The sequence below is a fragment of the Paenarthrobacter sp. E2MeOHC11 genome, assembly GCF_058744955.1.
The window spans coordinates 1966219-1991847 of the sequence record NZ_CP196673.1; the positions used below are offsets into that span (position 1 = coordinate 1966219).

At 64.5% G+C, this 25629-nt stretch carries 21 protein-coding genes and 1 tRNA gene; 13 read left to right on the forward strand and 9 right to left on the reverse strand.

Annotation, left to right across the window (positions count from 1 at the left end; all coding sequences use genetic code 11):
* Positions 1-61 precede the first annotated feature (61 nt).
* A tRNA-Lys gene (locus tag ACSSVG_RS09100) sits at positions 62-134 on the reverse strand.
* Between the two features lie 240 nt (positions 135-374).
* Here ACSSVG_RS09100 and ACSSVG_RS09105 point away from each other — a divergent pair.
* Positions 375-1034 (forward strand): hypothetical protein, encoded by a 660-nt coding sequence (locus ACSSVG_RS09105; protein ID WP_231339664.1) that lies wholly within the window; start codon positions 375-377, stop codon positions 1032-1034.
* 236 nt (positions 1035-1270) lie between these two features.
* Here the strand turns inward: ACSSVG_RS09105 and ACSSVG_RS09110 are convergent, their stop codons facing one another.
* Positions 1271-1999 carry a hypothetical protein gene (locus ACSSVG_RS09110; RefSeq protein WP_492418526.1) on the reverse strand — a complete coding sequence of 243 codons (729 nt, stop codon included), beginning with the start codon at positions 1997-1999 and terminating at the stop codon, positions 1271-1273.
* 194 nt (positions 2000-2193) lie between these two features.
* Between ACSSVG_RS09110 and ACSSVG_RS09115 the strand changes: the two genes are divergently transcribed.
* Entirely contained in the window at positions 2194-2811 is a 618-nt protein-coding gene (locus ACSSVG_RS09115; protein WP_231339666.1) for a DUF47 domain-containing protein, read from the forward strand.
* A 1-nt stretch (position 2812) separates the two neighbouring features.
* Positions 2813-3829: an inorganic phosphate transporter gene (locus tag ACSSVG_RS09120; protein ID WP_492418528.1), complete on the forward strand. Its 1017-nt coding sequence runs from the start codon at positions 2813-2815 to the stop codon at positions 3827-3829.
* A 172-nt stretch (positions 3830-4001) separates the two neighbouring features.
* Here the strand turns inward: ACSSVG_RS09120 and pstB are convergent, their stop codons facing one another.
* The 4 genes from pstB to pstS form a co-directional block, all read right to left on the reverse strand.
* A complete protein-coding gene (gene pstB / locus ACSSVG_RS09125; RefSeq protein ID WP_011772968.1) occupies positions 4002-4781 on the reverse strand; it encodes a phosphate ABC transporter ATP-binding protein PstB in 780 nt (259 codons plus the stop codon).
* A 68-nt stretch (positions 4782-4849) separates the two neighbouring features.
* Entirely contained in the window at positions 4850-5953 is a 1104-nt protein-coding gene (pstA, locus tag ACSSVG_RS09130) for a phosphate ABC transporter permease PstA (protein WP_231339668.1), read from the reverse strand.
* Complete coding sequence (pstC, locus tag ACSSVG_RS09135) at positions 5954-6886, reverse strand: phosphate ABC transporter permease subunit PstC (RefSeq protein WP_017197022.1); 933 nt, start codon at positions 6884-6886, stop codon at positions 5954-5956.
* Positions 6887-7024: 138 nt separating this feature from the next.
* A complete protein-coding gene (gene pstS / locus ACSSVG_RS09140; RefSeq protein WP_253465604.1) occupies positions 7025-8146 on the reverse strand; it encodes a phosphate ABC transporter substrate-binding protein PstS in 1122 nt (373 codons plus the stop codon).
* A 247-nt stretch (positions 8147-8393) separates the two neighbouring features.
* Between pstS and ACSSVG_RS09145 the strand changes: the two genes are divergently transcribed.
* From ACSSVG_RS09145 to ACSSVG_RS09160, 4 genes are read left to right on the forward strand one after another with little or no spacing between them, the layout of a single operon-like run.
* Positions 8394-9521, forward strand: a complete 1128-nt coding sequence (locus tag ACSSVG_RS09145; protein WP_492418530.1) for an FUSC family protein — start codon at positions 8394-8396, stop codon at positions 9519-9521.
* A 50-nt stretch (positions 9522-9571) separates the two neighbouring features.
* Positions 9572-10270: a phosphatase PAP2 family protein gene (locus ACSSVG_RS09150; RefSeq protein WP_253465601.1), complete on the forward strand. Its 699-nt coding sequence runs from the start codon at positions 9572-9574 to the stop codon at positions 10268-10270.
* A 32-nt stretch (positions 10271-10302) separates the two neighbouring features.
* Positions 10303-11676 carry a DNA repair protein RadA gene (gene radA, locus ACSSVG_RS09155; protein WP_159704441.1) on the forward strand — a complete coding sequence of 458 codons (1374 nt, stop codon included), beginning with the start codon at positions 10303-10305 and terminating at the stop codon, positions 11674-11676.
* Between the two features lie 53 nt (positions 11677-11729).
* Positions 11730-12353, forward strand: coding sequence for a Pr6Pr family membrane protein (locus tag ACSSVG_RS09160; protein WP_231339673.1), 624 nt, complete (start codon positions 11730-11732; stop codon positions 12351-12353).
* On the opposite strand, the gene ACSSVG_RS09165 is transcribed toward ACSSVG_RS09160, so the two are convergent.
* A complete protein-coding gene (locus tag ACSSVG_RS09165) occupies positions 12350-13060 on the reverse strand; it encodes a TetR/AcrR family transcriptional regulator (RefSeq protein ID WP_492418533.1) in 711 nt (236 codons plus the stop codon). The two genes, ACSSVG_RS09160 and ACSSVG_RS09165, sit on opposite strands and share 4 nt — an antisense overlap.
* Before the next feature lie 228 nt (positions 13061-13288).
* On the opposite strand from ACSSVG_RS09165, the gene ACSSVG_RS09170 reads away from it, so the two are divergent.
* The 6 genes from ACSSVG_RS09170 to disA all read left to right on the forward strand — a co-directional run bounded on the left by ACSSVG_RS09170 (position 13289) and on the right by disA (position 23261).
* Complete coding sequence (locus ACSSVG_RS09170) at positions 13289-14833, forward strand: amino acid permease (RefSeq protein ID WP_492418535.1); 1545 nt, start codon at positions 13289-13291, stop codon at positions 14831-14833.
* 42 nt (positions 14834-14875) lie between these two features.
* Positions 14876-15763 (forward strand): urea amidolyase associated protein UAAP1, encoded by an 888-nt coding sequence (locus ACSSVG_RS09175; RefSeq protein ID WP_492418537.1) that lies wholly within the window; start codon positions 14876-14878, stop codon positions 15761-15763.
* A complete protein-coding gene (locus ACSSVG_RS09180) occupies positions 15760-16416 on the forward strand; it encodes an urea amidolyase associated protein UAAP2 (protein ID WP_492418538.1) in 657 nt (218 codons plus the stop codon). The genes ACSSVG_RS09175 and ACSSVG_RS09180 overlap by 4 nt, the downstream gene beginning before the upstream one ends.
* Positions 16413-20099, forward strand: coding sequence for an urea carboxylase (uca, locus tag ACSSVG_RS09185; protein WP_492418540.1), 3687 nt, complete (start codon positions 16413-16415; stop codon positions 20097-20099). The genes ACSSVG_RS09180 and uca overlap by 4 nt, the downstream gene beginning before the upstream one ends.
* Complete coding sequence (gene atzF, locus ACSSVG_RS09190) at positions 20096-21949, forward strand: allophanate hydrolase (RefSeq protein ID WP_492418542.1); 1854 nt, start codon at positions 20096-20098, stop codon at positions 21947-21949. Before uca ends, atzF begins: the two co-directional genes overlap by 4 nt.
* Before the next feature lie 235 nt (positions 21950-22184).
* Positions 22185-23261, forward strand: a complete 1077-nt coding sequence (gene disA / locus ACSSVG_RS09195; protein WP_231339680.1) for a DNA integrity scanning diadenylate cyclase DisA — start codon at positions 22185-22187, stop codon at positions 23259-23261.
* 38 nt (positions 23262-23299) lie between these two features.
* Here disA and ACSSVG_RS09200 read toward each other — a convergent pair whose 3' ends face one another.
* Together ACSSVG_RS09200 and ACSSVG_RS09205 are read right to left on the reverse strand one after the other, a co-directional pair.
* Entirely contained in the window at positions 23300-23983 is a 684-nt protein-coding gene (locus ACSSVG_RS09200) for a hypothetical protein (RefSeq protein ID WP_024819018.1), read from the reverse strand.
* 240 nt (positions 23984-24223) lie between these two features.
* A complete protein-coding gene (locus ACSSVG_RS09205) occupies positions 24224-25612 on the reverse strand; it encodes an MFS transporter (RefSeq protein WP_024819017.1) in 1389 nt (462 codons plus the stop codon).
* Positions 25613-25629: the final 17 nt, after the last annotated feature.

The following is a 25629-nucleotide window of genomic DNA, read 5'->3' on the forward strand; positions in this document are numbered from 1 at the left end:
ACGTGACCGGGAAACAAAAAAACAGGCCGGAGACTCAAGGTCTCCGGCCTGTCTTGGAGGGTGGGCCCTGTGGGGATCGAACCCACGACCCACGGATTAAAAGTCCGATGCTCTACCAACTGAGCTAAAGGCCCCTCCAGCTGTAGAAACAGCCATGAATACTGTACCCCAAGGTCAAGGCCAGCAAGGAACTCAACGTGACGTGCGCCGTCGTCACCTTCTTTGGGCGAACGTTCGACGGCGGCACGCGGCGGCCGCGGCGTGTCGGGCCCCAGCGCGGCGGCAAAGTGGGTGGTGACGGCACGCCACCAGTACCAAGGCAGCCCCGGCAACCGTTACTCGACCCCACCAGAGCACAGGAGTACGGTGAACTCATGAGCGAACAGCCAGAACCGCGAGCGTACGGCGGAGCAAACCGGCATCACAAGCCGAAGCCCTTCGCGCCCATCGATTTTGAACCGTTCGCAGGTGGCGCCGACCCCGCGCGGGTTTCCGAGGCTGCCCACCTTGCTGCCCAGGCTTTGGTGAGGCGGGGCCGCGACAGCGACGACCCGAAGGTCACGCGCCGCCTGGTGAAACTGGCCGATGAGCAGGGCTTGGAAGCCATCGCCGAGATGTGGGCAGAAAGCCCCGCCCGCAGCCTTCCCGGCGCGCTGTGGCGGCTCTACGCCCTCCGCGCCGCCACCATCCAGAACCCCGAGAAGATCTCCGTCTACTTCAGAGCCGGCCGCGATACCGCGCAGGTTTCCAACGTGGTGGCCGGCGCTGCGGAGCCGCCCGGAGCCGACGAAATGAAAACCATGGCTGACGCCATTTTGTCCGGCGCGTTCGACGGCGAGTTCGACGTCGCGCTGGAACGTTCCGCCGCTTTCTGCCGGGTAGTAGCACTCGGCCAGGCCACCCTCGCCGACGGTGCAGAGCACAGCAATGAAGGCCATGCGAGCAAGCTGACCCGCAACTCGCACCAGCTGGTCAAAACGGCCGAGGACCTTGAGCACGCCGCCAATGCGTGGCGCCTGGGCGAGCTGGACTAGCCAACAAAGAGGGCGAAACGTACCCACGCCGGCCCCGGACTGTCAATGTTGACTTAGACCGCCTGACGGTGAAAACTAAAACTGGTGTCGAACCGCGAAACCCCCGGGCTTCAACTTATAGCCGCTTCGAGCGGCCTACCGCCGAGAGGCGTATCCGGTTCGGCACCATTTTTATGCCCGAACGAAGTTTGCCCGGGCCAGCACTGAAGCGGACCCGGGCAAAGTGCACTGGGAAACTACTTCAACGTGACAATGGTTTCCGCGGTTTCCTTCTTGTCGTGGTCAAGGTCGCCTGCAGCGTCCTGCGGGGTCATGGTCGCCGAGATCTCGGTTTCCTTGCCGGCGGTGTAGCCGAAGTTCTCCGCGATGTTGAAAGACTCGCCCGGCTTCAGGATGAACGGGTCCTTCTCCTTCAGCTTCACACCGGAGCTGCTCAGCCCGTGCTTCTTGTAGCCATCGCTGCTGGAATCTGACGGCATGCCGCCCATGTACTTCCAGTCCGTGTACTTTGCCTTGGGCGTGATCAGCGAGTGGCTCAAGGGGATCTCGGCCGATGAGGTGTTGGTGACCACGTAGTTCAGGTACACCACGGGATCGCCCTTCTTGAGCAGGTTCTCCTTGGTGTCCTTGTCCACGAACATGCTGTCCTTGGACGCGACGTCCGTGGCCACCTGGTAGATGTCAACGCTGAAGCTGTCGCCCTTGAGGTTCCCGAGCTTCTCGCCGGCATCTGAGATGGGGAGCGCCCAGGCTGCCAGCTTGTAGTCGCCCGATGACGAATCGGCACCTTCGGACGAGGAAGCGGACGCCGAGGCAGCAGATGATGAGGCGGACGAAGACGAGGAGGACGACGACGGTTCGGAACCACCCGTCGTCGAGCCGGCTGTTGCTCCGCCACAGGCGGTCAGGGCCAGCAGGCCGGCAGCGGCGAGGCCGGAAATTTTGATGACATTGTTGAAGCGCATGGTTCCCCCATTGAGTGGATTAATCGGTGCCTGACCTAGTGTCGCACGGTTGCGGGGGCGCAGCGATGGGGAGATCTGCCCGCAACGCTCCCCGAACTTCGCAGACGCCTCGGCCGTGCCGGTAAAGTTGAGACCGAAACGGGCGCCGTCAAGTCAAACTGCCCGTGCCCATCCGTCCCCGGCCCGGAAGCGACATGAAGCTGCGCCTTTTCCCCCAGGAACCTGCCGGGCTCGTACTGCTCGCGCAGATGGCCGGCGTCATCGTGGCCGCCACCGGAACGCTCTCCGAAATCCTCGGAGCCCCGGCAAGCGAACACGAGCGCCTTGCAGAAGAACTTCACGAGCATGAGTCCAAATCCCTGGACCTGCATTTCGCGCTCCTGACCCACATGCGCACCAGCTTCGTGAACCCGCTCCCCCGCGAGGACATGTACACGCTCTCCCGCCACCTCAACGAGGCCATGGAGAAGCTGGATGCCGCCGGCGACCTCGTAGCCCTGTACAAATTGGATCGCCTCCCCAAACGGGCGGCAGACCAGCTGGAGATCATCAGCAGGCAGGCTGAGCTCACAGTGGACGCAATGCGGAAACTCGAAGACCTGGACGAACTCGAGGACTACTGGATCGAAATCCTCCGGCTGGCCAAGCGCGCAGAGCGCACGCACCGGATCTGGGTGGCCGAGATGCTCAAGGACATGAAGTCCACGCAATACGCGCGGCACCGGGACATCGCCAACCAACTGGTGGAAGTTACCAAGGACATGCGGAAGGTCGCCACCCAGGTAGGCAGCATCATCGTCAAGGAATCATGACGTGACCATCGCCATCCTGGTCCTGGTAGTTGGCCTGGCCTCTGGGTTCGCGTTCCTCAATGGCTTCCGCGACGTCTCCAACGCCGTCGCGCTGTCCACGCGGACCCGCGCCCTTACTCCTTCAATCGCGGTGCTCCTGGCGGCCCTCTTCAACTTTTTGGGTGCCATGCTCAGCGGCACCTTCATCCTGGCTTTCACTCAGTCCTGGATCACCCTGCCCAGTGGCACCAGCGGGCTGACCATCCTCGCCTCGGCCCTCACGGCAGCCATCCTGTGGGGTGTGTACGCGTGGTGGCGCGGTATCCCCTTGTCCTCCACCAACTCGTTGGTCGGCGGCCTGATTGGCTCCGGCGCCGCGAGTGTCCTGGTGGGCGGCAACGCCGCGGGTGGCATGGACAACGCCCTGCTCACGCAAGTGGCACTGCCTTTGATCCTGTCCCCGATTATCGCGTTCGCAGCAGCGTACCTGTTGGTCTGGCCTGTAACGTGGGCTGCCCGGTACACACAACCCAATGTGGTGAACCGGCGCTTCCGCCGCGCGCAGGCCGTGTCCACTGCCGCTGTGGCGTTCGGTCACGGCCTTCAGGATGGGCAGCGAACAGCTGCCGTCATTGTGCTGGCCATGGTGGCCGCGGGGCTGTCAGGCGGAGAGGATGTGCCGCTGTGGATCCTGCTGCTCACGGCCGTCATGCTTACCGCGGGCACCCTGTTTGGTGGCTGGCGGATCTCCCACACTCTGGGCCACAAACTCATCCGGGTGGATCCCCTGCGCGGCTTCGTGGCGCAAACGCTGACGTCCGTGATGCTCTTTGTCGGCGCCATCGGTTTTCATCTGCCGCTGTCCACCACGCACACACTGACGGCCTCTGTGCTGGGAGCGGGCGTGAACCAGCGGTTCCACACAGTCAATCGTCGTCTGGTCCGGCGGATTCTGCTGTTCTGGGTGGTGACTCCGCTGGTCACCGCCGCCGCGGCGTTCATCCTGGAGTTGGCGTTCTCGCCGCTCGCGGACCTGTAACCTTCACGGACGCACCCAAGTAAGTAGCAGATCAGGTCGTTCCCAGCGCTGGGAACGACCTGAACTGCGACCTAGTTGGGTACAAAAAACGACGGCGGCCGTACCCCCAAGGCGACGGCCGCCGTCGTTCTGTGCCGACTCCCCCCATAGAAGCCGGAACCTGCAAGAACCCTTATCCGAAGCGGCCGGAGACGTAGTCTTCCGTTGCCTTCTGGCCAGGGTTGTTGAAGATGCTGGTGGTGTCCGCGAACTCGATCAGCTTGCCTGGCTTGCCGGTGCCGGCGATGTTGAAGAACGCGGTCTTGTCCGACACGCGCGCAGCCTGCTGCATGTTGTGGGTCACGATCACCACGGTGTACTGGTCCTTGAGCTCGTTGATGAGGTCCTCGACGGCCAGCGTGGAGATGGGGTCCAAGGCTGAGCAAGGCTCGTCCATCAGGATCACCTGGGGCTCCACGGCGATGGCGCGGGCGATGCACAGACGCTGCTGCTGACCGCCGGAAAGGCCGGAGCCGGGCTTGTCCAGGCGGTCCTTGACCTCGTTCCACAGGTTGGCACCCACCAAGGACTTCTCCACGAGGGCATCGGCTGCACCCTTGGAGATCTTCTTGTTGTTCAGCTTCACGCCGGCCAGGACGTTATCGCGGATGGACATGGTGGGGAATGGGTTGGGGCGCTGGAAGACCATGCCCACCTGGGTGCGTACGGTGACGGGGTCCACGCCGGGGCCGTAGAGGTTGTCGCCATCCAACAGGACCTCGCCCTCGACGCGGGCGCCGGGAAGGACCTCGTGCATGCGGTTCAGCGTGCGGAGGAAGGTGGACTTACCGCAGCCGGACGGGCCGATGAAGGCCGTAACGGATTTGGCCTGGATGTTGATGTTGACGTCCTCGACGGCCAGGAAGTTGCCGTAGTAGACATTGAGGTCTTTGACGTCGATGCGCTTGGACATGGTGTTCCTTTGTTCCTTGGGGGTGTGGAAGTTTGAAGGTGCCGCCGCAAAACCGGCGGCCAGCCCGGCTAGCGTCCCGTTTTGGGTGCGAACAGACGGGCGATGAGGCGGGCTCCGAGGTTCAGGAGCATCACCAGGATGATCAGCACCAGCGCGGCGCCCCACGCCCTCTGGTCCGAGGGCTCAGGATTGGACGGCGACGTCGGGTTGAGGATCTGCGTGTAAATGAACGTGGGCAGCGAGGCCATCCAGCCACCGAACACGTTGTTGTTGATAGTCGTCGCGAAGCCTGCAGTCACCAGGATGGGCGCAGTTTCGCCGATTACCCGGGCGATCGCCAGGGTGACGCCGGACGCAATGCCGGAGATCGCCGTCGGGATAACCACCTTGGTGATGGTGCGCCACTTGCGGACGCCCAGCGCGTAGGAGGCCTCGCGGAGCTCGTTCGGGACGATCTTGAGCATTTCCTCGCTGGAGCGGACCACCACCGGGATCATCAGGACGGAAAGCGCGACGGCGGCAACCGCACCGGTCTTGGTGCCGGGGCCCACGATGGCGAAGAAGAACGCTGCCGCGAAGAGGCCGGCCACGATGGACGGGATGCCGGTCATGACATCCACGAAGAACGTGATGGCGCGGGCCAGCGGACGGTCGTTGCCGTATTCCACCAGGTAGATCGAGGTGAGCAGGCCAACCGGCACGGAGATGACAGTGGCCAACAGGGTGATCTGGAGGGTGCCCATCAGCGCGTGGTAGATGCCGCCGAGAACGGGGGCGCCTTCCTCTACTGCCTTGTTGTCGAACGCGCCGGTAACGCCATTCATGGACGTGCCCAGGAAGCCGGGAGTGATGAGGCCGGGGATGCCATTGACCAGCACGGTAAAGATCACCGAAATCAAGGGCAAGAGTGCAACCAGGAACGAGCCGACCACCAGGCACGTGGCGAGCTTGTCCTTGGCTTTCCGGGCACCTTCAACAGCACCGCTCCACGAGACCAGGCCTACGGCAAACAGGATGGCGGAGACGAGGCCCCAGCCGAAGGCGTTGAAGCCGATGAGCGCCATGATGGCCGCGCCCACAACGAGTGCGACGGCCAGGACAATGTAGGGCGCGAACTTGGGCAGCTGGCCCTTGGTGAGCGCTGAGCGCTTGCGGACTACTGTGGCGGTCATTTAGTTGGCTCCCGAGAATTCTTTGTGCCGGGTGATGATCCAGCGGGCGATCATGTTCACGCCCAGGGTGATGACGAACAGCACCAGGCCGGCAGCGATCAACGTGTTGACCTTGATGCCGCTGGCTTCGGGGAAGTTCAGGGCAATTTCGGCAGCGATGGTCTGGTTGCCGGACTGGATGAGGCTGGCCGTCAGGACACCGGAGGAGAGCACCAGCGCAACGGCCATGGTCTCGCCAAGTGCTCGGCCAAGGCCCAGCATGATGGCGCTGATGATGCCCGGGCGGCCGAACGGCAGAACGGCCATCTTGATCATTTCCCAGCGGGTAGCTCCAAGTGCGAGCGCTGCTTCCTCGTGCAGCTTGGGGGTCTGCAGGAAGATTTCGCGGGACAGGGAGGTAATGATGGGCAGGACCATGACGGAAAGGACGATGCCTGCCGTCAGGATGGTCTTGCCGGTGGCGGATGCCGGTCCTTCGAAGATCGGGATCCAGCCGAGGTAGGTGGCCAGCCAGTCGTAGGCCGGGGAGATTTCCTTGGCCAGGAAGGCCGCGCCCCAGGCGCCGTAAACCACGGAGGGAATGGCAGCGAGGAGGTCCACTACGTAGCCCAGGCCCGAAGCGAGCCGACGGGGAGCGTAGTGGGAGATGAACAGTGCCACACCGATGGCCACGGGGGTGGCGATGACGAGTGCGATGACTGCGGCAATCAGGGTGCCCACCACGATCGGGGCGATGTAGGCGAAGAAGCCGTTTCCGCCCTGGATGTCTTCGGCAGGGGCGGTGAGCGCAGGGATTGCCTGCACCACAAGGAACAACGCGACTCCGAAGAGGACCGCGAGAATCAGGCACCCTGCGGCCATGGCGGCCCCGGAGAAAACCTTGTCCCCGGCGCGTCCGGCGCCTTGGGAGGTTGTCAGGGAGTTGGTGGTCACTTCACGATCCTTCAGTCTCAGTGAACTGGTCTTACATGGCTAAGTTCCCTGCCCCGCGCCGGTGCCGCGGCGGCCACCGGAGAGCGGGACAGGGAACTTCAATGTTCAGCCGGGTTCAAGCAAACCCGCCGGGAAACCTTAGGACTTGGCCTTGATGGTTTCGATAGCGGCCGTGGCCTTGTCCTGCAGGGCTTTGGAGAGCGGCGCGGACTTTGCGGCGTCGGCTGCGGTCTTCTGTCCTTCGTCGGAGACGACGTAGCTTTCGAAGGCCTTGACCAGGTCAGCAACTTCCTTGGTCTCGTAGGTGGTGCAAACAACGTGGTACGAAACCAGGACTACGGGGTAGGCGCCCGATGCGGTGGTCTTGCGGTCCAGCTTGATGGCGACGTCGTTGGCGGCGCGGCCGTCAACGGGCTTACCGGCTTCGACTGCCTTGGCGGCGGCTTCGGCGGAGATCTTGACGAACTCCTCGCCGACCTTGATGGAGGCGGTGCCCAGCTTGCCGGAGACAGCGGAGTCATCGGCGTAGGTCACGGCACCCGGGGTGTCGGTGACGGTCTTGACGACGCCGGAGGTGCCCTTGGCGTTTTCGCCGGCCAGGGTTGCGGGCCAGATGCCGGCAGCCTTGTCCGTCCAGACCTCGGGAGCAGCAGCTGCGAGGTAGTCGGTGAAGTTGGTGGTGGTGCCGGAGTCGTCAGAGCGGTTCACCGGCGTGACCTTGAGGTCCGGCAGGGTGACGCCTTCGTTGAGGGCGGCGATTGCGGGGTCGTTCCAGTTGGCGATTTCGCCGCGGAAGATCTTGGCGACGGTTGCGGCGTCGAGCTTCAGTTCCTTGACGTCCGGGATGTTGAAGGCCACAGCGATCGGGGAGATGTACACCGGGATGTTGATGGCGCCGTCGGGGCCGCACTTGGCCTTGGAGCTCTCGAGCTCTTCATCCTTCAGGTAGGCGTCAGAACCGGCGAACTGTGCCGAGCCGTCGATGATGGCCTTGCGGCCTGCGCCGGAACCGTCCGGGGAGTACTGGACCGTGGCGCCGGAGTTGGCGGTGGAGAAACCGGCCTTCCAAGCGTCCATGGCTGCGCCGGTGGAGGAGGCGCCGATGCCGGTCAGCGTGCCGGTGACCTTGGTGCCGGATGCGGCCGACTGGGTGCCGCCAGTGGTGCCCGTTGCGTTGTCTGAACCGCAAGCAGTGAGCGCGAGAGCGCCGGCTGCGATGACCGCGATTGCCGCGTTGCGGCCGAAGTGAGTTGCCTTCACTTGGATGTGCCCCTTCCAGGGATTCTTCGATGCGGGCCGAACGGAGATTTCGGCGTGCGCGAGCTGAGGACCTTTTGTTCCTTTACTGAAGGTAAGGAGCGCAGGTAACGGGACCTGCAGTGGAAGGTGAACGGAAAGTGAACGACGGCGGACCATTGGGTTATGTGGCGCGCGCCACCTTGAGCGGCACCCGGGATGCGCTTGGTGCCTTCGTCCGAATTCGAGCCGGGCAAATAGACTGGACGACATGGCTGCCGCGAAGGGATTTTCTGCAAGCAAGAGGTTCCTGCGCGCCAGAGTCAGGACCGGTTTGGTCCGCAGCCGGAATTCGTTGACACCGGCAATCCAGATGACAGTGTGCGCTGTAGGCGCCTACGCTTTCGCCGAGTATGTCCTGGGCCACCAAGGACCGCTGTTTGCAGCTACGTCTTCCCTGATTGCCCTCGGGTTCTCCCGTGACCCGCGGCTGCGCCGGGTGATAGAGGTGGGCCTCGGCTGCACACTGGGCATCGTTGTTGGTGATTTGCTGCTTCACTGGCTGGGCGCCGGGATCTGGCAGGCCGCCGTCGTACTTCTTTTCTCCATCCTGCTGGCCAGGTTCCTGGACAGCGGCACTATTTTCACCACTCAACTGGGGCTGCAGTCCTTGCTGGTGGTGCTGCTGCCGGCACCGGCCGGCGGGCCTTTTACGCGCAGCCTGGATGCCGTGGTTGGTGGTGTGTTCGCTCTGCTGGTGACCATCCTGGTGCCGAAGGATCCGCGGCGGGAGCCCCGGAAAGATGTCCAGAAGATCCTGCACGAGCTCGCGGAAGTGTTGCGCGAATGCGGCAAGGCCCTTACCGAGAGCGATTCCACCATCGCCTGGCACGCCTTGATCCGCGGCCGCAACTGCCAGCCTTTGGTGGACCGGATGCGGCAGACGCTGCGTGCCTCGGGCGAAGTAGCAACTCTGGCTCCCGCGCACCGGAGGCACCGCGACGAGCTGGCCGGCCTGGAGCACTCTCTGGAGTACATCGACCTGGCCCTGCGTAACAGCCGGGTGTTCGCCCGGCGGCTCACCAGCGCCATCAACCATGCCGCGTTGTCCGATGAAGCGATCGACAGCATCTCCGAAGTCCTGCAGGAAACCGCTGCGGCGATCGACGAGATGACCATTGGCTTGTCCGAGCAGAGTGAAGGTACCCGCCGGGTCCACCTGCGCCGCGCCCGGAACGAACTCTCCGACATCGCCGCCCGCCTGCACCCCAAGATGCTGGACGTCCAAAGGCTGGAGGGCGAAACCGTGGTCATGCTGTTCCGGCCCCTCATGGTTGACCTGTTGGAGGCCAGCGGGATGGAGGCGGAGGAAGCGCGGGCAGTGCTGCCGGCGCTGTAGCCCTCCGTTCCTCCCAGAGAAGCCCCAGACCTGTTTGGCAGAATGGGCCGATGATCCCTGCCTTATCCACACGCTTCCGGGCTGCCCCGGCGCTCCGGCAACGGCAGCGGCTCCTGTTCCTGTGGGCAGGTGGTTTGCTGGTGGCCGGCGATGCCATCTTCTGGTTGATGTTCGCCGCCGTGCTGTCCGAGACCGGGCTGGCCACCGTGGATGGCACGGTCCACAGTTTCATGGTCGATTCGCGCGGCCCGGTGGTCACGGCCTTCCTCACGGCGTTGACTACGGTCACCTCACCCGTGTGGATGACGGTCATTAGCGTGGCGGTGGCCGCCGCATGGACGGCCTGGAAGCGGGAACTATGGCGGCCGGCTGTGCTGATGGGCGCTATGTTGCTCGCCGGTATTCTCTCCACCGTCATCAAGCAGGATGTGGGCCGCTCCCGACCGCCATCATCCGATTTCCTCCTCGGCCCGGACGACGCCCTGTCCTTCCCTTCCGGCCACACGCTTGGCGCCGGCATTTTCGCGCTGGTCCTCACCTACCTGATCGTCTCGCGTTCGGGCACGCGAACGACGGCGGTGCTCGCCTTCACTGGCGCCGCCTTGCTGACGCTGCTGGTCGCCTACAGCCGGGTCTACCTTGGGTACCACTGGCTGACGGACGTCGTTGCTTCGCTCGGGCTTGCGCTTGGTGTGACGGGTATTGCGGTGTTTGTGGACGCGGCGCGGCACGGGGGACGGCTCGGCTAATACTGTCAGTCCCCGCGGCTAACCTTGAACCCATGGCTTCCAAGACCTCCCGCGCATCCAAGACACCCGCCTACAAGTGCGCCGAATGCGGCTGGACCGCCATCAAGTGGGTGGGCAGGTGCGGTGAGTGCCAAGCCTGGGGAACCGTTGAGGAGTACGGCGCCACTGTCGCGCGTACGACGGCGGCCGCTACAGTTTTGGAGCCGGCCCGCCGAATCGCTGAGGTGGATGGGACCACTGCGGCGTTCCTGCCCACGGGCGTGGACGAGCTGGACCGTGTCCTGGGAGGAGGGCTCGTCCCCGGTGCCGTCATCCTGCTCGCTGGGGAACCCGGCGTCGGAAAGTCCACGCTGTTGCTGGATGTCGCAGCGAAGTTCGCGCGCACCGGGCAGGATGTCCTGTACATCACCGGTGAGGAATCTGCGGCACAGGTGAAGCTGCGCGCGGAGCGGATCGACGCCGTCGCCCATACGCTGTACCTTTCCGCGGAGACCGACCTCGGGCAGGCGCTGGGCCAAGTGGAGAAGCTCGAACCCAAGCTGTTGATTGTGGACTCCGTGCAGACGCTGAGCAGCGCGGATGTCGAAGGCAGCGCCGGCGGTGTATCCCAGGTGCGCGAGGTCGCTGCGTCGATTATTGCTGCGGCCAAGCGGCGCAACATGACCACGCTCCTGGTGGGCCACGTGACCAAGGAAGGCACCATCGCGGGGCCGAGGCTGCTGGAACACCTGGTGGACGTCGTCTGCCAGTTCGAGGGCGAGCGCCACTCCCGCCTGCGTCTGCTGAGAGCCGTCAAGAACCGCTACGGTGCAACAGACGACGTCGGCTGCTTTGACCTGAACGAAGCCGGCATCGAGGGATTGGCTGATCCCAGCGGATTGTTCGTTTCACGCACCCGCGAGCCAGTCTCGGGAACGTGCATCACGGTGACCATGGAGGGTCGCCGACCACTGCTGGCAGAGGTTCAATCCCTCCTGGCCGAGAGCGCCAATTCGCAGCCACGCCGGGCCACCAGCGGGCTCGAGAGTTCCCGCGTCGCCATGCTGCTCGCGGTTCTCCAGCAGCGGGCAGGCTGCATGCTGCACAAGGACGACTCCTACGTGGCAACGGTCGGCGGCGTGAAGCTCACGGAGCCCGCCACTGACTTGGCTGTTGCCCTCGCGGTTGCCTCCGCCAAGTCCCGGAAGGCCCTCCCCCAGCGCCTGATTGCCTTTGGCGAGGTTGGCTTGGCCGGAGAGGTCCGCCCTGTTCCCGGGATCAACCAACGCATCCAGGAAGCACACCGCCTCGGCTTCACCCACGCGATCGTTCCGGCCAGCCCGGCGGGCGCCGGGGTCATCCCCGATGGCTTCTCGGTGCGCGAAGTAGGCCACTTGGCGGAGGCCCTCGAACTTCTGATCACTTAACCCTTCCGGGGTGTCGAGCGGCTCTGAGCTGCGGTTTCGGCAAGGATTGGGTCATGACCAAGAGAACTGTGCTTATCGGGGGACGCTTTTTCTTTGGCCTTTTGACCTTGGTGGCGGTGGGGACACAGCTGACAGTTCATCTGGGCATGGGCTATGACCTCTGGAACTTCTTCAGCTACTTCACCAATCTGTCCAATATCTTTGCCGCGCTGGTGCTCCTCATCAGCGGGTACAGGGTCCTGATCCGCAAGCGCCCCAGCGAAATCGACGATGTCACCCGTGGCTCAGCCACCATCGCCATGGCCGTGGTGGGCCTTGTTTTTGGCGCACTATTGGCGGGCGAAGACCTCGGTTCGCTGCTGCCGTGGGTCAACTTCGTGGTGCACTACCTGATCCCCGTAGTGATGGTGGCGGACTGGCTCTTCCAGCCTCCGCTGGCCACCCTGCAGCCCAAGCACATTTGGTACTGGCTGCTCTATCCCATCGGCTACCTCGTCTACAGCCTGATCCGGGGAGCCTTCGTCAACTGGTACCCGTACTGGTTCATCGACCCCTCACGCGCCGGCGGCTGGGGCGGCGTGATCATCTTTGCACTCGCCATCTCCGTTGGCTTCCTCGTGGTGAGCTTGGCAATGCTGTGGCTTGGGAACAAGCTGAAGCGGCAAGTGGACTACTAGGCGCTCTTCGCTGCGAGCGCCGGCTCAGGCGCCGCTCCAAACCGGCCGATGAGTTCTCCACTGGTGGCCCTCACTGCCGGAAGTTCGTGCCTGAGTCCCGCGAGGAACATCACGGTGTCGGCCGTAGTGGACGCCGAGTCTGCTGAGATCAGTCCGTCCGCGCGGAGGTTGATCAAGGACTCCACCAGTCGGAAGGCCGTATCTCCGAGGCTGGCGTCCGAGTCCGCCACCGCCGTCAGTTCCCGCCCCAAGTCAGCGTAAATGGTCCGAAGTTCCGTCCGGGCGTCCATGAACGGCTGGAAGACCTCCGCCCTGGCCTCCGGAAGGTGGTACAGCACGCCGAGGTTCCAGCGGGAACTGCAGAGCTGCGAACCGTCGAACAGCACCACCGCATGCAGCCGCGCTGCGGCGGCAACCGGGCCACGCCCGGCTTCCTCCGGGTGGCCGTGCACCGCACGGGCGAAGTCCAGGCTGGTGGACACCGTCCCGCCAAGAAGCTCGCCCAGGATCTCGTCCTTGGTGGAGAAGTGGTGATACAGCGATGACTGCCGGATTCCGACGGCGTCAGCGATGGCACGCGTGGACGTGTTGGCGAATCCTTGGCCCGTAAAGAGCTCGGCTGCCGCATCCAGGATTTCGTCGCGGGCTGTGGCTCCCCGTCGTACCGCTTGCTGCTTGCGGGGGCGTCCCGGTCCGACTGTACTCACCCTTTCATTCTTGCATCGCAGCACCGCCAAAGGAGCCGTTCACGGCCTGCTGAGCCGACGGTGAGATTTCCTTTACCTCCCCGAAACGCACGGTAACCAAGGCTTTACATCGGCGAAACGCTGCGGGGACACCGCGCTGGAAAACTATCAAGTGACCGATATTCCGGACGGGTCATCAGAAACCTCTCCGGGCTGGTCCCCTATCCCGTTCCAGACACGGAGAACCCGATGACTTCCACCCTTTCGACGACGGCCAGCCGCACTGACGACGCAGACCTGACAGCCCTCGGCTACCAGCCCACCCTGCACCGCAAGCTGGGCCGCTACGCATCGTTCGCCGCAGGTTTTTCGTTCGTCTCCATCCTCACCACCATCTTTCAGCTCTTCGCTTTCGGCTACTCCTTCGCCGGCCCGGCCTTCTTTTGGACCTGGCCCGTGGTTCTGGTGGGCCAGCTCCTGGTAGCCCTGAACTTCGCCGAACTCGCCGCCCGATACCCATTGTCCGGCGCCGTCTATCAGTGGTCGCGGCGCATGGGTGGCGAAGTGGTGGGATGGTTCGCCGGCTGGTTCATGGCAATCGCCCAGGTGATCACAGCTGCCGCAGCTGCCATCGCCCTCCAGGTGGTCCTCCCCCAGCTGTGGGACGGATTCCAGGTGGTGGGCGGCGACCCCTCCCTGGCATCCCCCACGGGCGCGGCCAACGCAGTGATCCTTGGAGCCATACTCCTGGTGATCACCACTGTGATCAACTGCCTCGGCGTGAGGCTCATGTCCCATGTGAACTCCATTGGTGTTACCTGCGAGATTGTGGGCGTCGCTGCGGTGATTCTCGCCTTGTTCTCAGCCGCGCAGCGTGGCCCGGAGGTGGTAGCAGACGTCAGTGTGGTCACTACCTCGGACCTTGGTGCCGTGGGCGCCTTCCTGGTCTCCGGCCTGATGGCCGCGTACGTGATGGTCGGCTTCAACTCAGCCGGCGAACTCTCGGAGGAAACCAAGAACCCCCGCAAGACCGCACCACGCACCATCTTGTCGGCGTTGATCATCTCAGGTGTTGGCGGCGGGCTGATGATTATCGCTGCCCTCATGGCAGCGCCAAGCCTCGACGACGGCAGGCTCGCCACCGAGGGACTCCCCTACGTGCTGACGGCCGTTTTGGGCACGTTCTGGGGCAAGGTGCTGCTGGTGGACGTGGCAATCGCCATCTTTGTCTGCACCCTGGCCATCCAGACGGCCGGTTCGCGCCTGGTGTTCTCCATGGCCCGCGACGGCAAGCTGCCTGCCTCGGCCCGGCTCGCGAAGGTCCACCCCAAACGTGGAACCCCCATGTGGCCCTCCATCGCGATCGGCGCCTTGGCGGTGGGGATCCTCGCCATCAATATCGGCAACTCCGCACTCTTCACCACTCTCTGCAGTGTGTGCATCGTGATGGTGTACCTGGCGTACCTGATGGTCACGGTCCCTCAACTGCTCAGCCGCTTCCGGGGTGACTGGGGCCGGGTGGGCCAGACCATGCCGGCGGGACTGTTCTCCTTGGGCCGTTGGGGCCTGCCCGTCAACGTCCTGGCCGTCCTGTACGGCGCCCTGATGGTCATCAACCTGTCATGGCCCCGCCCCGAGGTGTATGACCCCTCCGGCGAACACGGAATCCTTCTCTTCTCCGCCCCCATCATGGTTGGCGCCGTCCTGCTCCTGGGCATCTGGGTCCGGAGGAACCTCCGGGTCCGGCAGAACAAAGCGGCAGACGCATTGGACCCCGCCAACCCTGCCGGCTGACCCGCCGCACCACCATCCCGCTCAAGCACAGAAATGAATGCCATGACACAGATTCTCGAAACACGGACTACTGAAAACGGAACCGCCACCACGTCAGGCGCCAGGTTGCACGCCCGGGCCCAGCATGGCCGGGCAGCGGAGACCATGATCCATGTCCCGCCCGCTTCCGCTCCGGCCCGGTTGACGGAGAGCCTCCCTTCGGAGGCAAAGACCGCGTTGACCTGGGCCGAGACACTGGCCTTTGGCCGCTACACCCATCTGGAACTGGCCCGCGGGACGCGCATCAGGATCACAGACCTCGACGGCGATGCCTGTGTTCACGCTGTCCTCATCCGGAGCGGCGCACAGCACGAGCGGCTCAACGTCGCGGACACGGTCAAGGTCCCCTGGCAGGCGTACTTGACCACCGGCCACCCCCTGCTGTCCGACGCCGGGCGGCTGATGGCCACTGTAGTGGCCGACTCGTCCGGCAACCACGATGCCCTCACCGGCACCACCCATCTGGCCGGAAACACCGCCAAGTACGGTGCCGGGTCAGCGCACAGCCCATCACCGGCCGGCCGTGAACTGTTGACCCTTGGTGGCATGAAGCATGGCATCAGCCAGAAAGAACTCCCTCCGTCATTGTCGTTCTTCAAGGGCGTCACCGTGGACGTGGACGGCAGCATCACGTTCGCCGGCAGCGCCGAAGCCGGGGCCGCCGTCGAACTTCTCCTCCACATGGACGCAGTGCTGGTACTGGCCAATACCGCCCACCCGTTGGACCCCCGTCCTGAGTTCACGGGAAGCGCCGTGGACATCGTCGCGTGGCAGGCGCCGCAGGACCTCCAAGCCCTGGTGGACGGAACCCTCAACGTGGACCTCGGCCCAGAGGGGCGTCTGGCCCTCCACAACACAGAACTCGACTACAACGCAAGGACCTCCGCATGAACGCCATCACAGAAGTCAGCCCCGCACTGGTCCCTGGCCGCGCCGTACTGGACGAACTGGTGGAAGCCTGCGGCCCGTGGTCGGCCGTGGTTGAGGCCGGAGACGTGCTCACCATCGTGGACCACGACGGCAACCAGGCCGTGGACTGCATTCTCTACGCGGCCAAAGACACCAGCACCCGGTACTCGGCCGCCGTGACCATCGCAACCCAGGGCAGCATCTTCCTCACCACTGGCTCGGTCCTCCGCGCCGACAGCGGCCAGGCACTCATGACAGTGGTGGCGGACGAAGTTGGTGTCCACGACACCATCGGCGGCGCCTGCTCCCAGGAATCCAACACGCTCCGCTACGGCCAGCACACCCATGAACAGCACGCCTGCGTTGAGAACTTCCTCATTGAGGGCGCCAAGTGGGACCTCGGAAAGAAGGACCTGGTGTCCAACATCAACTGGTTCATGAACGTGCCGGTGGATCCCGACGGCGCGCTGGGCATCGTGGACGGGTTGTCCGCTCCGGGCAAGCGCGTAGCACTCCGCGCCGAGGTGGACACCCTGGTGCTCGTATCCAACTGCCCCCAAATAAACAACCCCTGCAACGGCTTCAACCCCACGCCGGTGCGCATGATCGTCACACGTCCGGAGGCCCGCGCATGAACCGTTTCGACACCCTCCTCATTGCCAACCGCGGCGAGATCGCCTGCAGGATCATCGAGTCCGCCCGCAAGGCCGGGCTCCGCACCGTCGCCGTCTTTTCCGAAGCGGACCGCGGCGCCAAGCATGTAAAGCTCGCTGACGAGGCCGTCCTCCTGGGACCTGCACCGGCCAAGGAGTCGTATCTCAAGATCGACGCCATCCTCAGTGCGGCAGCTTCCACCGGGGCCGGAGCCATCCACCCTGGCTACGGGTTCCTGTCCGAAGACGCAGCCTTCGCGGAAGCTGTTGAAGCGGCCGGCCTGGTCTTTGTAGGCCCCACCCCGGACCAGCTCCGGATTTTCGGGACCAAGCACACGGCCCGCGATGCCGCGCAACGCGCCGGCGTTCCCATGATCGCCGGATCCGGCCTCCTGGAGGACCTGGACGAAGCCGTGGCAGCATCGGAAACCATCGGTTTCCCGCTCATGCTCAAGGCAACCGGCGGTGGCGGCGGCATCGGCATGGCCGTCTGCCGCGACGAAGCCGGGCTCCGCGAGAACTACTCCCGGGTGGCCCGCCTGGCCAGTTCCAGCTTTGGAACGGCCGGCGTCTTTGCCGAACGCTTCATCGAACATGCACGCCATGTGGAAGTCCAGGTGTTCGGCGACGGCGAGGGCCGCGTGGTGAGCCTCGGCGACCGTGACTGCTCGCTGCAACGCCGCCACCAGAAAGTGCTTGAGGAAGCCCCCGCACCGGACCTCCCTGATGCGTTAAGGGAGGAACTGCACCGAAGCTCCCGCGCGCTCTGCGCCTCCGTGGGCTACCGCTCGGCCGGAACGGTGGAGTTCGTCTACGATTCCGTCCGCCAGGAAGCATCCTTCCTGGAAGTCAATGCACGGCTGCAAGTTGAGCACCCAGTCACCGAGGCCATCACCGGCGTGGACTTGGTGGAGTGGATGCTGAATCTGGCCCAGCAGGAGCCCGTGCTTGATGGTGTGCCGGACAGCGTGCCCGTCTCAGGCCACGCTGTGGAAGCCCGCATCTATGCAGAAGACCCTGCCCGGAACTTCCAGCCCAGCGCCGGAACGGTTACCAACGCGCAGTACCCGGGCTCCGACGTCGTACGCATTGACGCCTGGGTGGAGACCGGCAGCGAAGTCTCCACCAGCTACGATCCCCTGCTGGGCAAGGTCATCACGTCCGGCACCAGCCGTGACGCCGCTTTCGACGCCCTGGCCGCTGCGCTGGCGGAGACCCGCATCGATGGCATCGAGACCAACCTGGGCATGCTGCGTGCCGTTGCCGGGATGGACGTGGTCCGTACGGCACAGCATTCCACCGGAACCCTCAACACCGTGGGCGACCCTGAACCTCGGATTACCGTTGAACGGCCAGGCCTCCAGACCAGCGTGCAGGACTGGCCTGGCCGGACCGGGCTGTGGCAGATCGGCGCCCCGCCCAGCGGCCCCATGGATGATTTGTCGTTCCGGCTTGGCAACACCGCACTGGGCAATCCAGAGGGAGCACCCGGCCTGGAATTCACCATGGCCGGCCCGGCTCTCCGTTTCACCCACGCCACCACGGTGTGCGTCACCGGCGCCGACGTCGCCGTGACTGTCAACGGCATCGCGGCAAACGCCTGGGAGCCCATCACCGTGCCCGACAACGGCCTTCTGGATGTCGGATCGGCTGACGGATCCGGGCTGCGAGGTTACATTCTCTTTGAAGGCGGGCTTGACGTTCCCCAGTACCTCGGCAGCGCGTCCACCTTCACGTTGGGCCAGTTCGGTGGCCACGGCGGCCGCGTGCTGCGGGCCAGCGATGTGCTCCGCACGGTCACCGGTCACCTGCCTGAGACCGTCCCCGGCGCGGTTCCGGCAGAGAGCCGCCCGGCACTCACCTCGGAATGGCAGCTGAAAGTGGTGGAGGGGCCACACGGTGCACCGGAATTCTTCCAACGCGAAGACATCGAGGAACTGTACGCCACCGAATACGAGGTCCACTTCAACTCGGCCCGCACCGGCGTCCGCCTGATCGGCCCCAAACCGCGCTGGGCACGCAACGATGGCGGAGAGGCCGGGCTGCACCCCTCCAACATCCACGACACCGCCTATTCGGTAGGTGCCTTGGACTTCACCGGCGACACCCCCATTCTCCTGGGCCCTGATGGTCCCAGCCTGGGCGGTTTCGTCTGCCCGGTAACGGTGGTGACCGGCGAGCGCTGGAAGCTGGGGCAATTGCGGCCTGGTGACAAGGTCCGCTTTGTGCCCATCCGTTCCGTCGAGGCGCCCTCTGTCAAGGAACTCGGCGCCGCGCGGCAACTGATACTCCCGGGCAGTGCCGACTTCAGTACAGGCATTGCGTCCGGCACTACCGGACTACTTCGCGGAGATGGCGACGACGGCGTGCTGGGCCGGGTGCCCGAAGGCGACGGACGGCCTGCGGTCACCTACCGACGCTCCGGTGATGACAACCTGTTGGTGGAGTACGGCGACATGGTGCTGGACCTGGGCCTGCGCGCCCGCGTCCACGCCCTCCACCAGGAACTTGAACGCCTCGCAGTCCGGGGCATCGTGGATCTGACCCCGGGCATCCGTTCCCTGCAGATCAAGGCCGATCCTTCCGTCCTGCCCACCTCGAAGCTGTTGGGCCTGGTGCGCGAGGTGGACGCTTCGCTCCCAGCGAGCTCGGAGTTGGTGGTACCCAGCCGCAGCGTCCGTCTCCCCTTGTCCTGGGACGATCCCGCCACCCGCGAGGCAATCGAGCGCTACATGGCCGGTGTCCGCGACGACGCCCCGTGGTGCCCGTGGAACATCGAGTTCATCCGCCGCATCAACGGCCTGGACTCCGTCAACGACGTCTTCGATACCGTCTTCAACGCCGAGTACCTCGTCCTGGGCCTGGGCGACGTGTACCTCGGAGCACCGGTGGCAACCCCATTGGATCCGCGGCACCGGCTGGTCACCACCAAGTACAACCCCGCCCGCACGTGGACCCCTGAGAACGCCGTGGGCATCGGCGGGGCCTACATGTGCATTTACGGCATGGAGGGACCCGGCGGCTACCAGTTCGTGGGCCGCACCACCCAGGTTTGGTCGCGGTACGCGGATTCGGCGCCGTTTGAACCAGGCTCCCCGTGGCTGCTCCGGTTCTTCGACCGCATTTCCTGGTACCCCGTCAGCCCCGAGGAGCTCCTGGACCTCCGCGCAGACATGGCTGCGGGCCGCGGCCGTGGCGTAGAGATCCAGGACGGCACGTTCTCGCTGGCCGAGCATGAGGAATTCCTGGACCGCAACAGCGTGTCCGTTGCAGAGTTCCGCGAGACCCAGTCGGCCGCTTTCGCCGTGGAGCGCCAGGCTTGGGAGGAGGCCGGCGAGTTCGACCGTGCCGAACAAGCCGTTTCACTGGCCCCACCGGCCGACGACGTCGTAGTGCCCGACGGCGGCACTTTGGTGACGTCGCCGTTCGCGGCCAGCGTCTGGAAAGTGGACGTGGAACCCGGGGACCTCGTGGTCGCCGGCCAGCCGCTGGTCTCCCTGGAAGCGATGAAGATGGAGACGGTCATCCAGGCTCCGGTAGATGGCGTGGTCCAACGGGTCCTGCCCATGGCCGGCGCCCAAGTGGTGGCAGGCGAAGCACTGGTGGTCCTGGAGCCCGTGGACGTCCGGGAACCCGCACTTGTGCTGGAAGGAAGCGCATCATGAGCGGGCCCACCGTGGAACGCGTCCTCGCCGCGCTTAAGGCGATTGACGCCGTCGACCGTCCTGAAATCTGGATCCACCTGCGGGGGCGGGCCGAACTGATGGAAGAGGCGGCCCGGATTGACGCCGCCGTGGCGGCCGGTGAGAACCTGCCGCTTGCCGGCCTCCTGCTCGCCGTGAAGAACAACGTGGATGTTGCCGGTTTGGTCACGACGGCGGCGTGCCCCGGCTTTGGGGATGCACCCGCCCGGGATGCGGTGCCGGTTGCGCGGCTCCGCGCTGCGGGCGCCCTGGTGCTGGGGGCCACCAATCTGGACCAGTTCGCCACTGGCTTGGTCGGAACGCGCAGCCCGTATGGAGCCGTCCGTGATGCGAGGCGTCCCGGGAGGATCTCCGGCGGCTCAAGTTCAGGATCTGCCGTGGCGGTGGCCTTGGGCCTTGTGGACATTGCCATCGGCACGGACACTGCGGGTTCGGGCAGGATTCCCGCCGCGCTGCAGGGAATCGTGGGGATCAAACCCACCCTGGGCGTGGTGTCCACCGAAGGTGTGGTCCCGGCATGCCGTTCCTGGGATACGGCAACCATCTTCGCCCGCGACCTCGCCACTGCGGAGCTCGCCATGGGCATCATGGCCGGGCAGGGCCGCCCCTGGCCTGCAGACGCCAAGGTTGCGGCGCCGTCCACGCCGCGGGTGGCCTATCCGGCCGCTCTGCCGGCACTCCCGGACGCCTGGGCGGCCGAGTTCCAGGAGCAGATTGAGCGGTTGCGGTCCACCGGGGTGGTGGCCGAGCCCATCGAACTTGACGTTTTCCTGGAGGCCGCACGGCTGCTGTACGACGGCGGATTGGTGGCCGAACGCTACGCCGCCGTCGGCAGCTTCATTGACCAGGTGCAAGCCGGCGGGGTGTCCGCAACGCTCGACGCAACGGTGGCCGGCATCATCAAGGCTGCAGGCACGGTCCCTGCGCACCAGTACGTGGCGGACACGGCGGCGTTGGAGCATCTCAAGCACCAGGCCATGGAGCGGTTGGACGGTTTCGATGCGCTGATAGTTCCCACGGCACCGTTCCATCCGACGCTGGCAGAGGTCGCAGCCGATCCCGTGGGGGTCAATTCCCGGATGGGTACCTATACCAATTTCTGCAACCTCTTCGATCTCAGTGCCGTTGCGGTACCGGCGGGTACCGTCACCGAAACAGGCGGCGTGGGCGAAACAAGCAGCATCGCGCAGTTCGGCCTGACTGTGGTTGCCCGGACCTTCGAGGACGGGGTGGCCGCGGACATCGCGCGGCGTATTGAACTGACCCCGGAGAATCCGGAGTTGGTCGCAGCCGGAGCCGCACCCGCCACGTCGCCCGGCCGCAAGGTTCCGTGGCCGGTTGCTGCGGGAGCCGCCGTCGTTCCCCTCGTCGTGGTGGGGGCGCACCGGAAGGGGCAGCCGCTGGCGGCTGAACTTGAGCGGCGCGGGGCTTTCTGGGACGGGCGGGTAGTCACTGCGGCCCGGTACCGAATGGTGGCCTTGGAAACCACCCCTCCTAAGCCCGGCGTGGCTCGATCTGAACACGGGGCCGGGCTCGTGGCCGAGAGGTGGCTGCTTTCAGAGGCCGGGCTTGGATCATTTCTTGCTGAACTGCCGGAACCCATGCTGCTGGGTTCCATCACGCTGGACGATGGCAGCAAAGGCGTCGGCTTTGCCTGTGATGCCGTGGCGGCGGCAGAAGGACGGGACATTACCGAGTACCGCGATTGGATTAAATACCTGGAGAACAAGGCGGCTGGACCGGGAAGCCACGGGTTTTGGCGCGAGGCGGGAGGAGCTTTGCTGACTGGACTTGGGCGCGGCCGGATCTAGGCGGCAGGCGGCTGATCAGCGGAAATGGGGGTCCCGGCGATTGGCCGCCAAACCACTTTCCGGGCATCCCCGAAGATAACGAAATGACCCACTTTGCGGCTTGCTGGTGCGGTTAACGGTGCCCGGAAGCCCTATCATGGTGCTTGTCGTCTTTGGGGCATTTTTTGTGAGTGCCCGCTGACGCCGGATTCAGCTTGTCTGTGAGCCGTGGCTTGCACCTTCGAAGGGAAACCCTATGGCCCGGAGCCCGGAAGAGTCGCTTAAGGCGACCCTGGCCAGAGTCGCACCCGGAACTCCGTTGCGTGATGGCCTGGAACGCATCCTCCGCGGACGGACCGGCGCCCTGATCGTGTTGGGCTACGACCGCACCATCGACTCCATCTGTTCGGGCGGATTCGATATCGGCATCGACTTCTCGCCCACACGCCTGCGTGAGCTGGCCAAGATGGACGGCGCCATCATCTGTGACAAGGACGCCAGCAACATCGTCCGCGCCGCAGTCCAGTTGGTCCCGGATTCAAGCATCGAAACCCAGGAATCGGGCACCAGGCACCGCACGGCTGAGCGGGTGGCCATCCAGACCGGCGTTCCCGTGATCTCCGTCAGTCAGTCCATGCAAATCATCGCGCTCTACGTGAACGGCCTGCGCCACGTGCTGGAGGGGTCCGAGAAGGTCCTTGCCCGCGCCAACCAGGCCTTGGCAACCCTCGAGCGGTACAGCGCCAGGCTGGACCAGGTCACCAGTTCCCTCTCAGCCCTCGAAATTGAAGCCCTCGTTACCGTCCGGGACGTGGCAGTCACTCTCCAGCGCCAGGAAATGGTCCGGCGCATCTCCGAGGAAATCGCCCAGTACGTGCTGGAACTTGGCGAAGACGGCCGGCTCCTTTCCCTCCAGGTGGAAGAACTCACCATGGGCCGAGGGCCCGGCAGCGACGTCATCATCCGCGACTACTCGGACCCGGACGCCTCGCCTGAGGAAATAGAGGAAGCCGTCCAGGCGCTCCTCAACCTTGGACCGACGGAACTGATCGACCTCAGCCGTATTGCCCACATCATTGGCTTCGCTGGCGGGGTTGAGCAGTTGGACGCAGTGGTCCAGCCGCGGGGCTACCGCCTGCTGTCCGGTCTCAAGTCCGTTCCCAAGGCAGTGGCAGACCGTTTGGTGGACTACTTCGGTGGGCTCCAGAACCTCATGGCAGCCACCATTGATGACCTCATGACCGTGGACGGAATCGGCGATCAACGAGCCCGTACAGTCCGCGAAGGCTTGAGCCGCATGGCCGAGGCGAGCCTGCTGGACCGTTTCCTCTAAAGCCAACCGCCGCCGTCGGGCGTCAGTTCAAACGAAACCTAGCTCAGCTGGAACGCAACTTTGGGACTCGCCTTATTCCCGAGCCGCGCTTCGAACGAGTAGTAGGCACCGCCCGCGCCCGGAGTGGCGGAGATCGAGGCGCAGCCTTCAAGCGTCCGGTTGCGCTGCCATGGAAAGTTTGCGGTCTCGCTCTTGCCGGGCTGGATGGTCTTGATGAGATCCTCGCCGCCCGTCTGGCAGTCCTTTGACGAGAAGATGCGATCCGAGCCGCTCATCAGCAGGTACTCCATTTGAGAGGTGCCCACGTTGACCTCGCACGGGGCTGTGCCGCCGTTGGTGATGGTCATGGTCAGCAGCGGCTTTTCCTCAGGGCCGTAGGCGGGCTTGTCAGTCTTGGCGGCGACGGTCATCAGGTTGAAGTCGCACACCGGCGTGGGCGACGGCGATGCCGCCGCTGTTCCCGTCGGTCCGCTCCCCTGCGTGGGCACCGTTGAGGCATCAGGGGTGCTGACGGCCTGCGGTTCCGGGTTCCCGGCCAGTGCGCCGGTGAGTGCCACGACTCCGCCGATCACCAATGCGAGGACCAGCAGCAGGGCGCCAAAGACCACCTGCCGACGACGGCGGTACACTGCGGGGCTCGGCCGGCGCTTTTTCGCTGGGGCAGCACCCTTCGCCGGCGCTGATGTGCGCGCGGTCGAATCCTGCTTACCCTTGTTGGCCATGGTTCTAGGCTAGGCTCGCAGCCGCGCGGGCACCTAACCTCCACGCCGGAAGGGCCTCATGCAGCTCTGTGTGACGTCGGCCATGGGCTCTCCCGGGGCGGTGGCCTAGGTAGCATCGACGCGATGTTTCGTCCGTTTTCGGCGTTAATCCACAGGAGTAGAAGTCGGTGGTTTCGAGGCGCTCATAGCTGTCGACGGCGGGAACCCGCGCCGTCGACAGCTATGTTTGTGCAAGCCTGGTCAGGGATTGTTTCCGGAGGGTGCCTGGATAGTTAATTCGGCCGACGTGCTTCTTACAATCGCTTTCGGGCGTGTTTTAGGTCCGAACAGGGCCAGGACGATGGCTCCGAACAGCCATGTGCCGGCTATGAAGAAGAAGACGCTTTGGTAGCCGCTTCCTGTGTAGAGTCCTGCGATAATCAGCGGTCCTGCAGCGTTGGAGAGGCGTCCGAGCCCGTAGGAAACTCCTGTGCCTAGTGAGCGTCCGGCGGTGTCGAAGACTTCGGGCGAGTAGGCGTAGGCGAGTGCTGTGTAGCCGCGTTCGAAGAGGTTCACGAGGAAACCGAAGACTACGATGAGGATCGGGTTGAACGTGAGGCCGTAGAAGAGGCCGCAGATGGCGATGGTGGTTCCGAAGACCACGAGGCACCATTTGCGTTCAAAGCGGTCCGTGACCAAAGAGGCCAGATAGGAGCCCAGTGGGGCGCCGACGGTGGTCAGGGCGACGTAGAAGATGGAGTCGCTGACGCTGAATCCTTCCTGGGCAAGGAGTGTGGGTGCCCAACTGGAGTAGCCGAAGAACCCGATGGTCTGGGTTACCCACAGAACGGTCAGGAGAATGGTGGGGCCGAGGTACTTCTTCTGGAGAAGGAGCTTCAGGGGTGCCTTGGGCTTGGATTTGGCAGGGGCCGTGAGCGCTGGAGCCGGGGCCGGTTCTGGCAGCGTTCCTTTTTCGGCGGTGATCTGGGCTTCCATCTCCGTTAATACGGCGTGAGCTTTGTCGAACTGACCTTTGCTCTCGTACCAGCGGGGTGATTCTTTGAGGTGTCGACTAAAGAGGATGAAGACGATGCCCATGGCTCCCCAGAGGTATACCAGGCGCCAGGACCAGTCGCTGAGGGGTACCACGAAGCTGGCGATCAGGTTCGTGGCGGGGGTTCCGCAAATGCCGATGACGATGGCGTAGGCCTGGTACTTGCCGCGCACGGCAGCGGGGAAGATTTCATTGACGTAGATGACTGCAACTACGGTCATTGCTGCCAGACCGGCAGACGTCAGGACCCGGAAGGCGCCGAGGGAAATGATGTCCCAGGCGAAGACTGCGGCGAAGGAAAAGACCGAGAACCACACGGTGGTGATGACCAGGGCCTTCTTGCGGCCCCATCGGTCGGCGAGCCAGCTGGCGAGCAGGGAGCCGAAGAACATGCCGACGAACGACAATGACGTCACGTAGGCGATCTGGTTGATGGTGACGCCCCAGAGCTTGATGAGTTTGGGGACCGTAGTGGCGAAGCTGTTGATGTCCGCGAACTCGAAGAAGTAGGCGAAGGCAACTGCGATGAGCGTGATTTTGTGCAGGCGGGAGATAGGAAGCCGGTCGAGCCGGTTAGCCGCGTTGGAGTGCATCATTGAAATCCTCAGGGGTG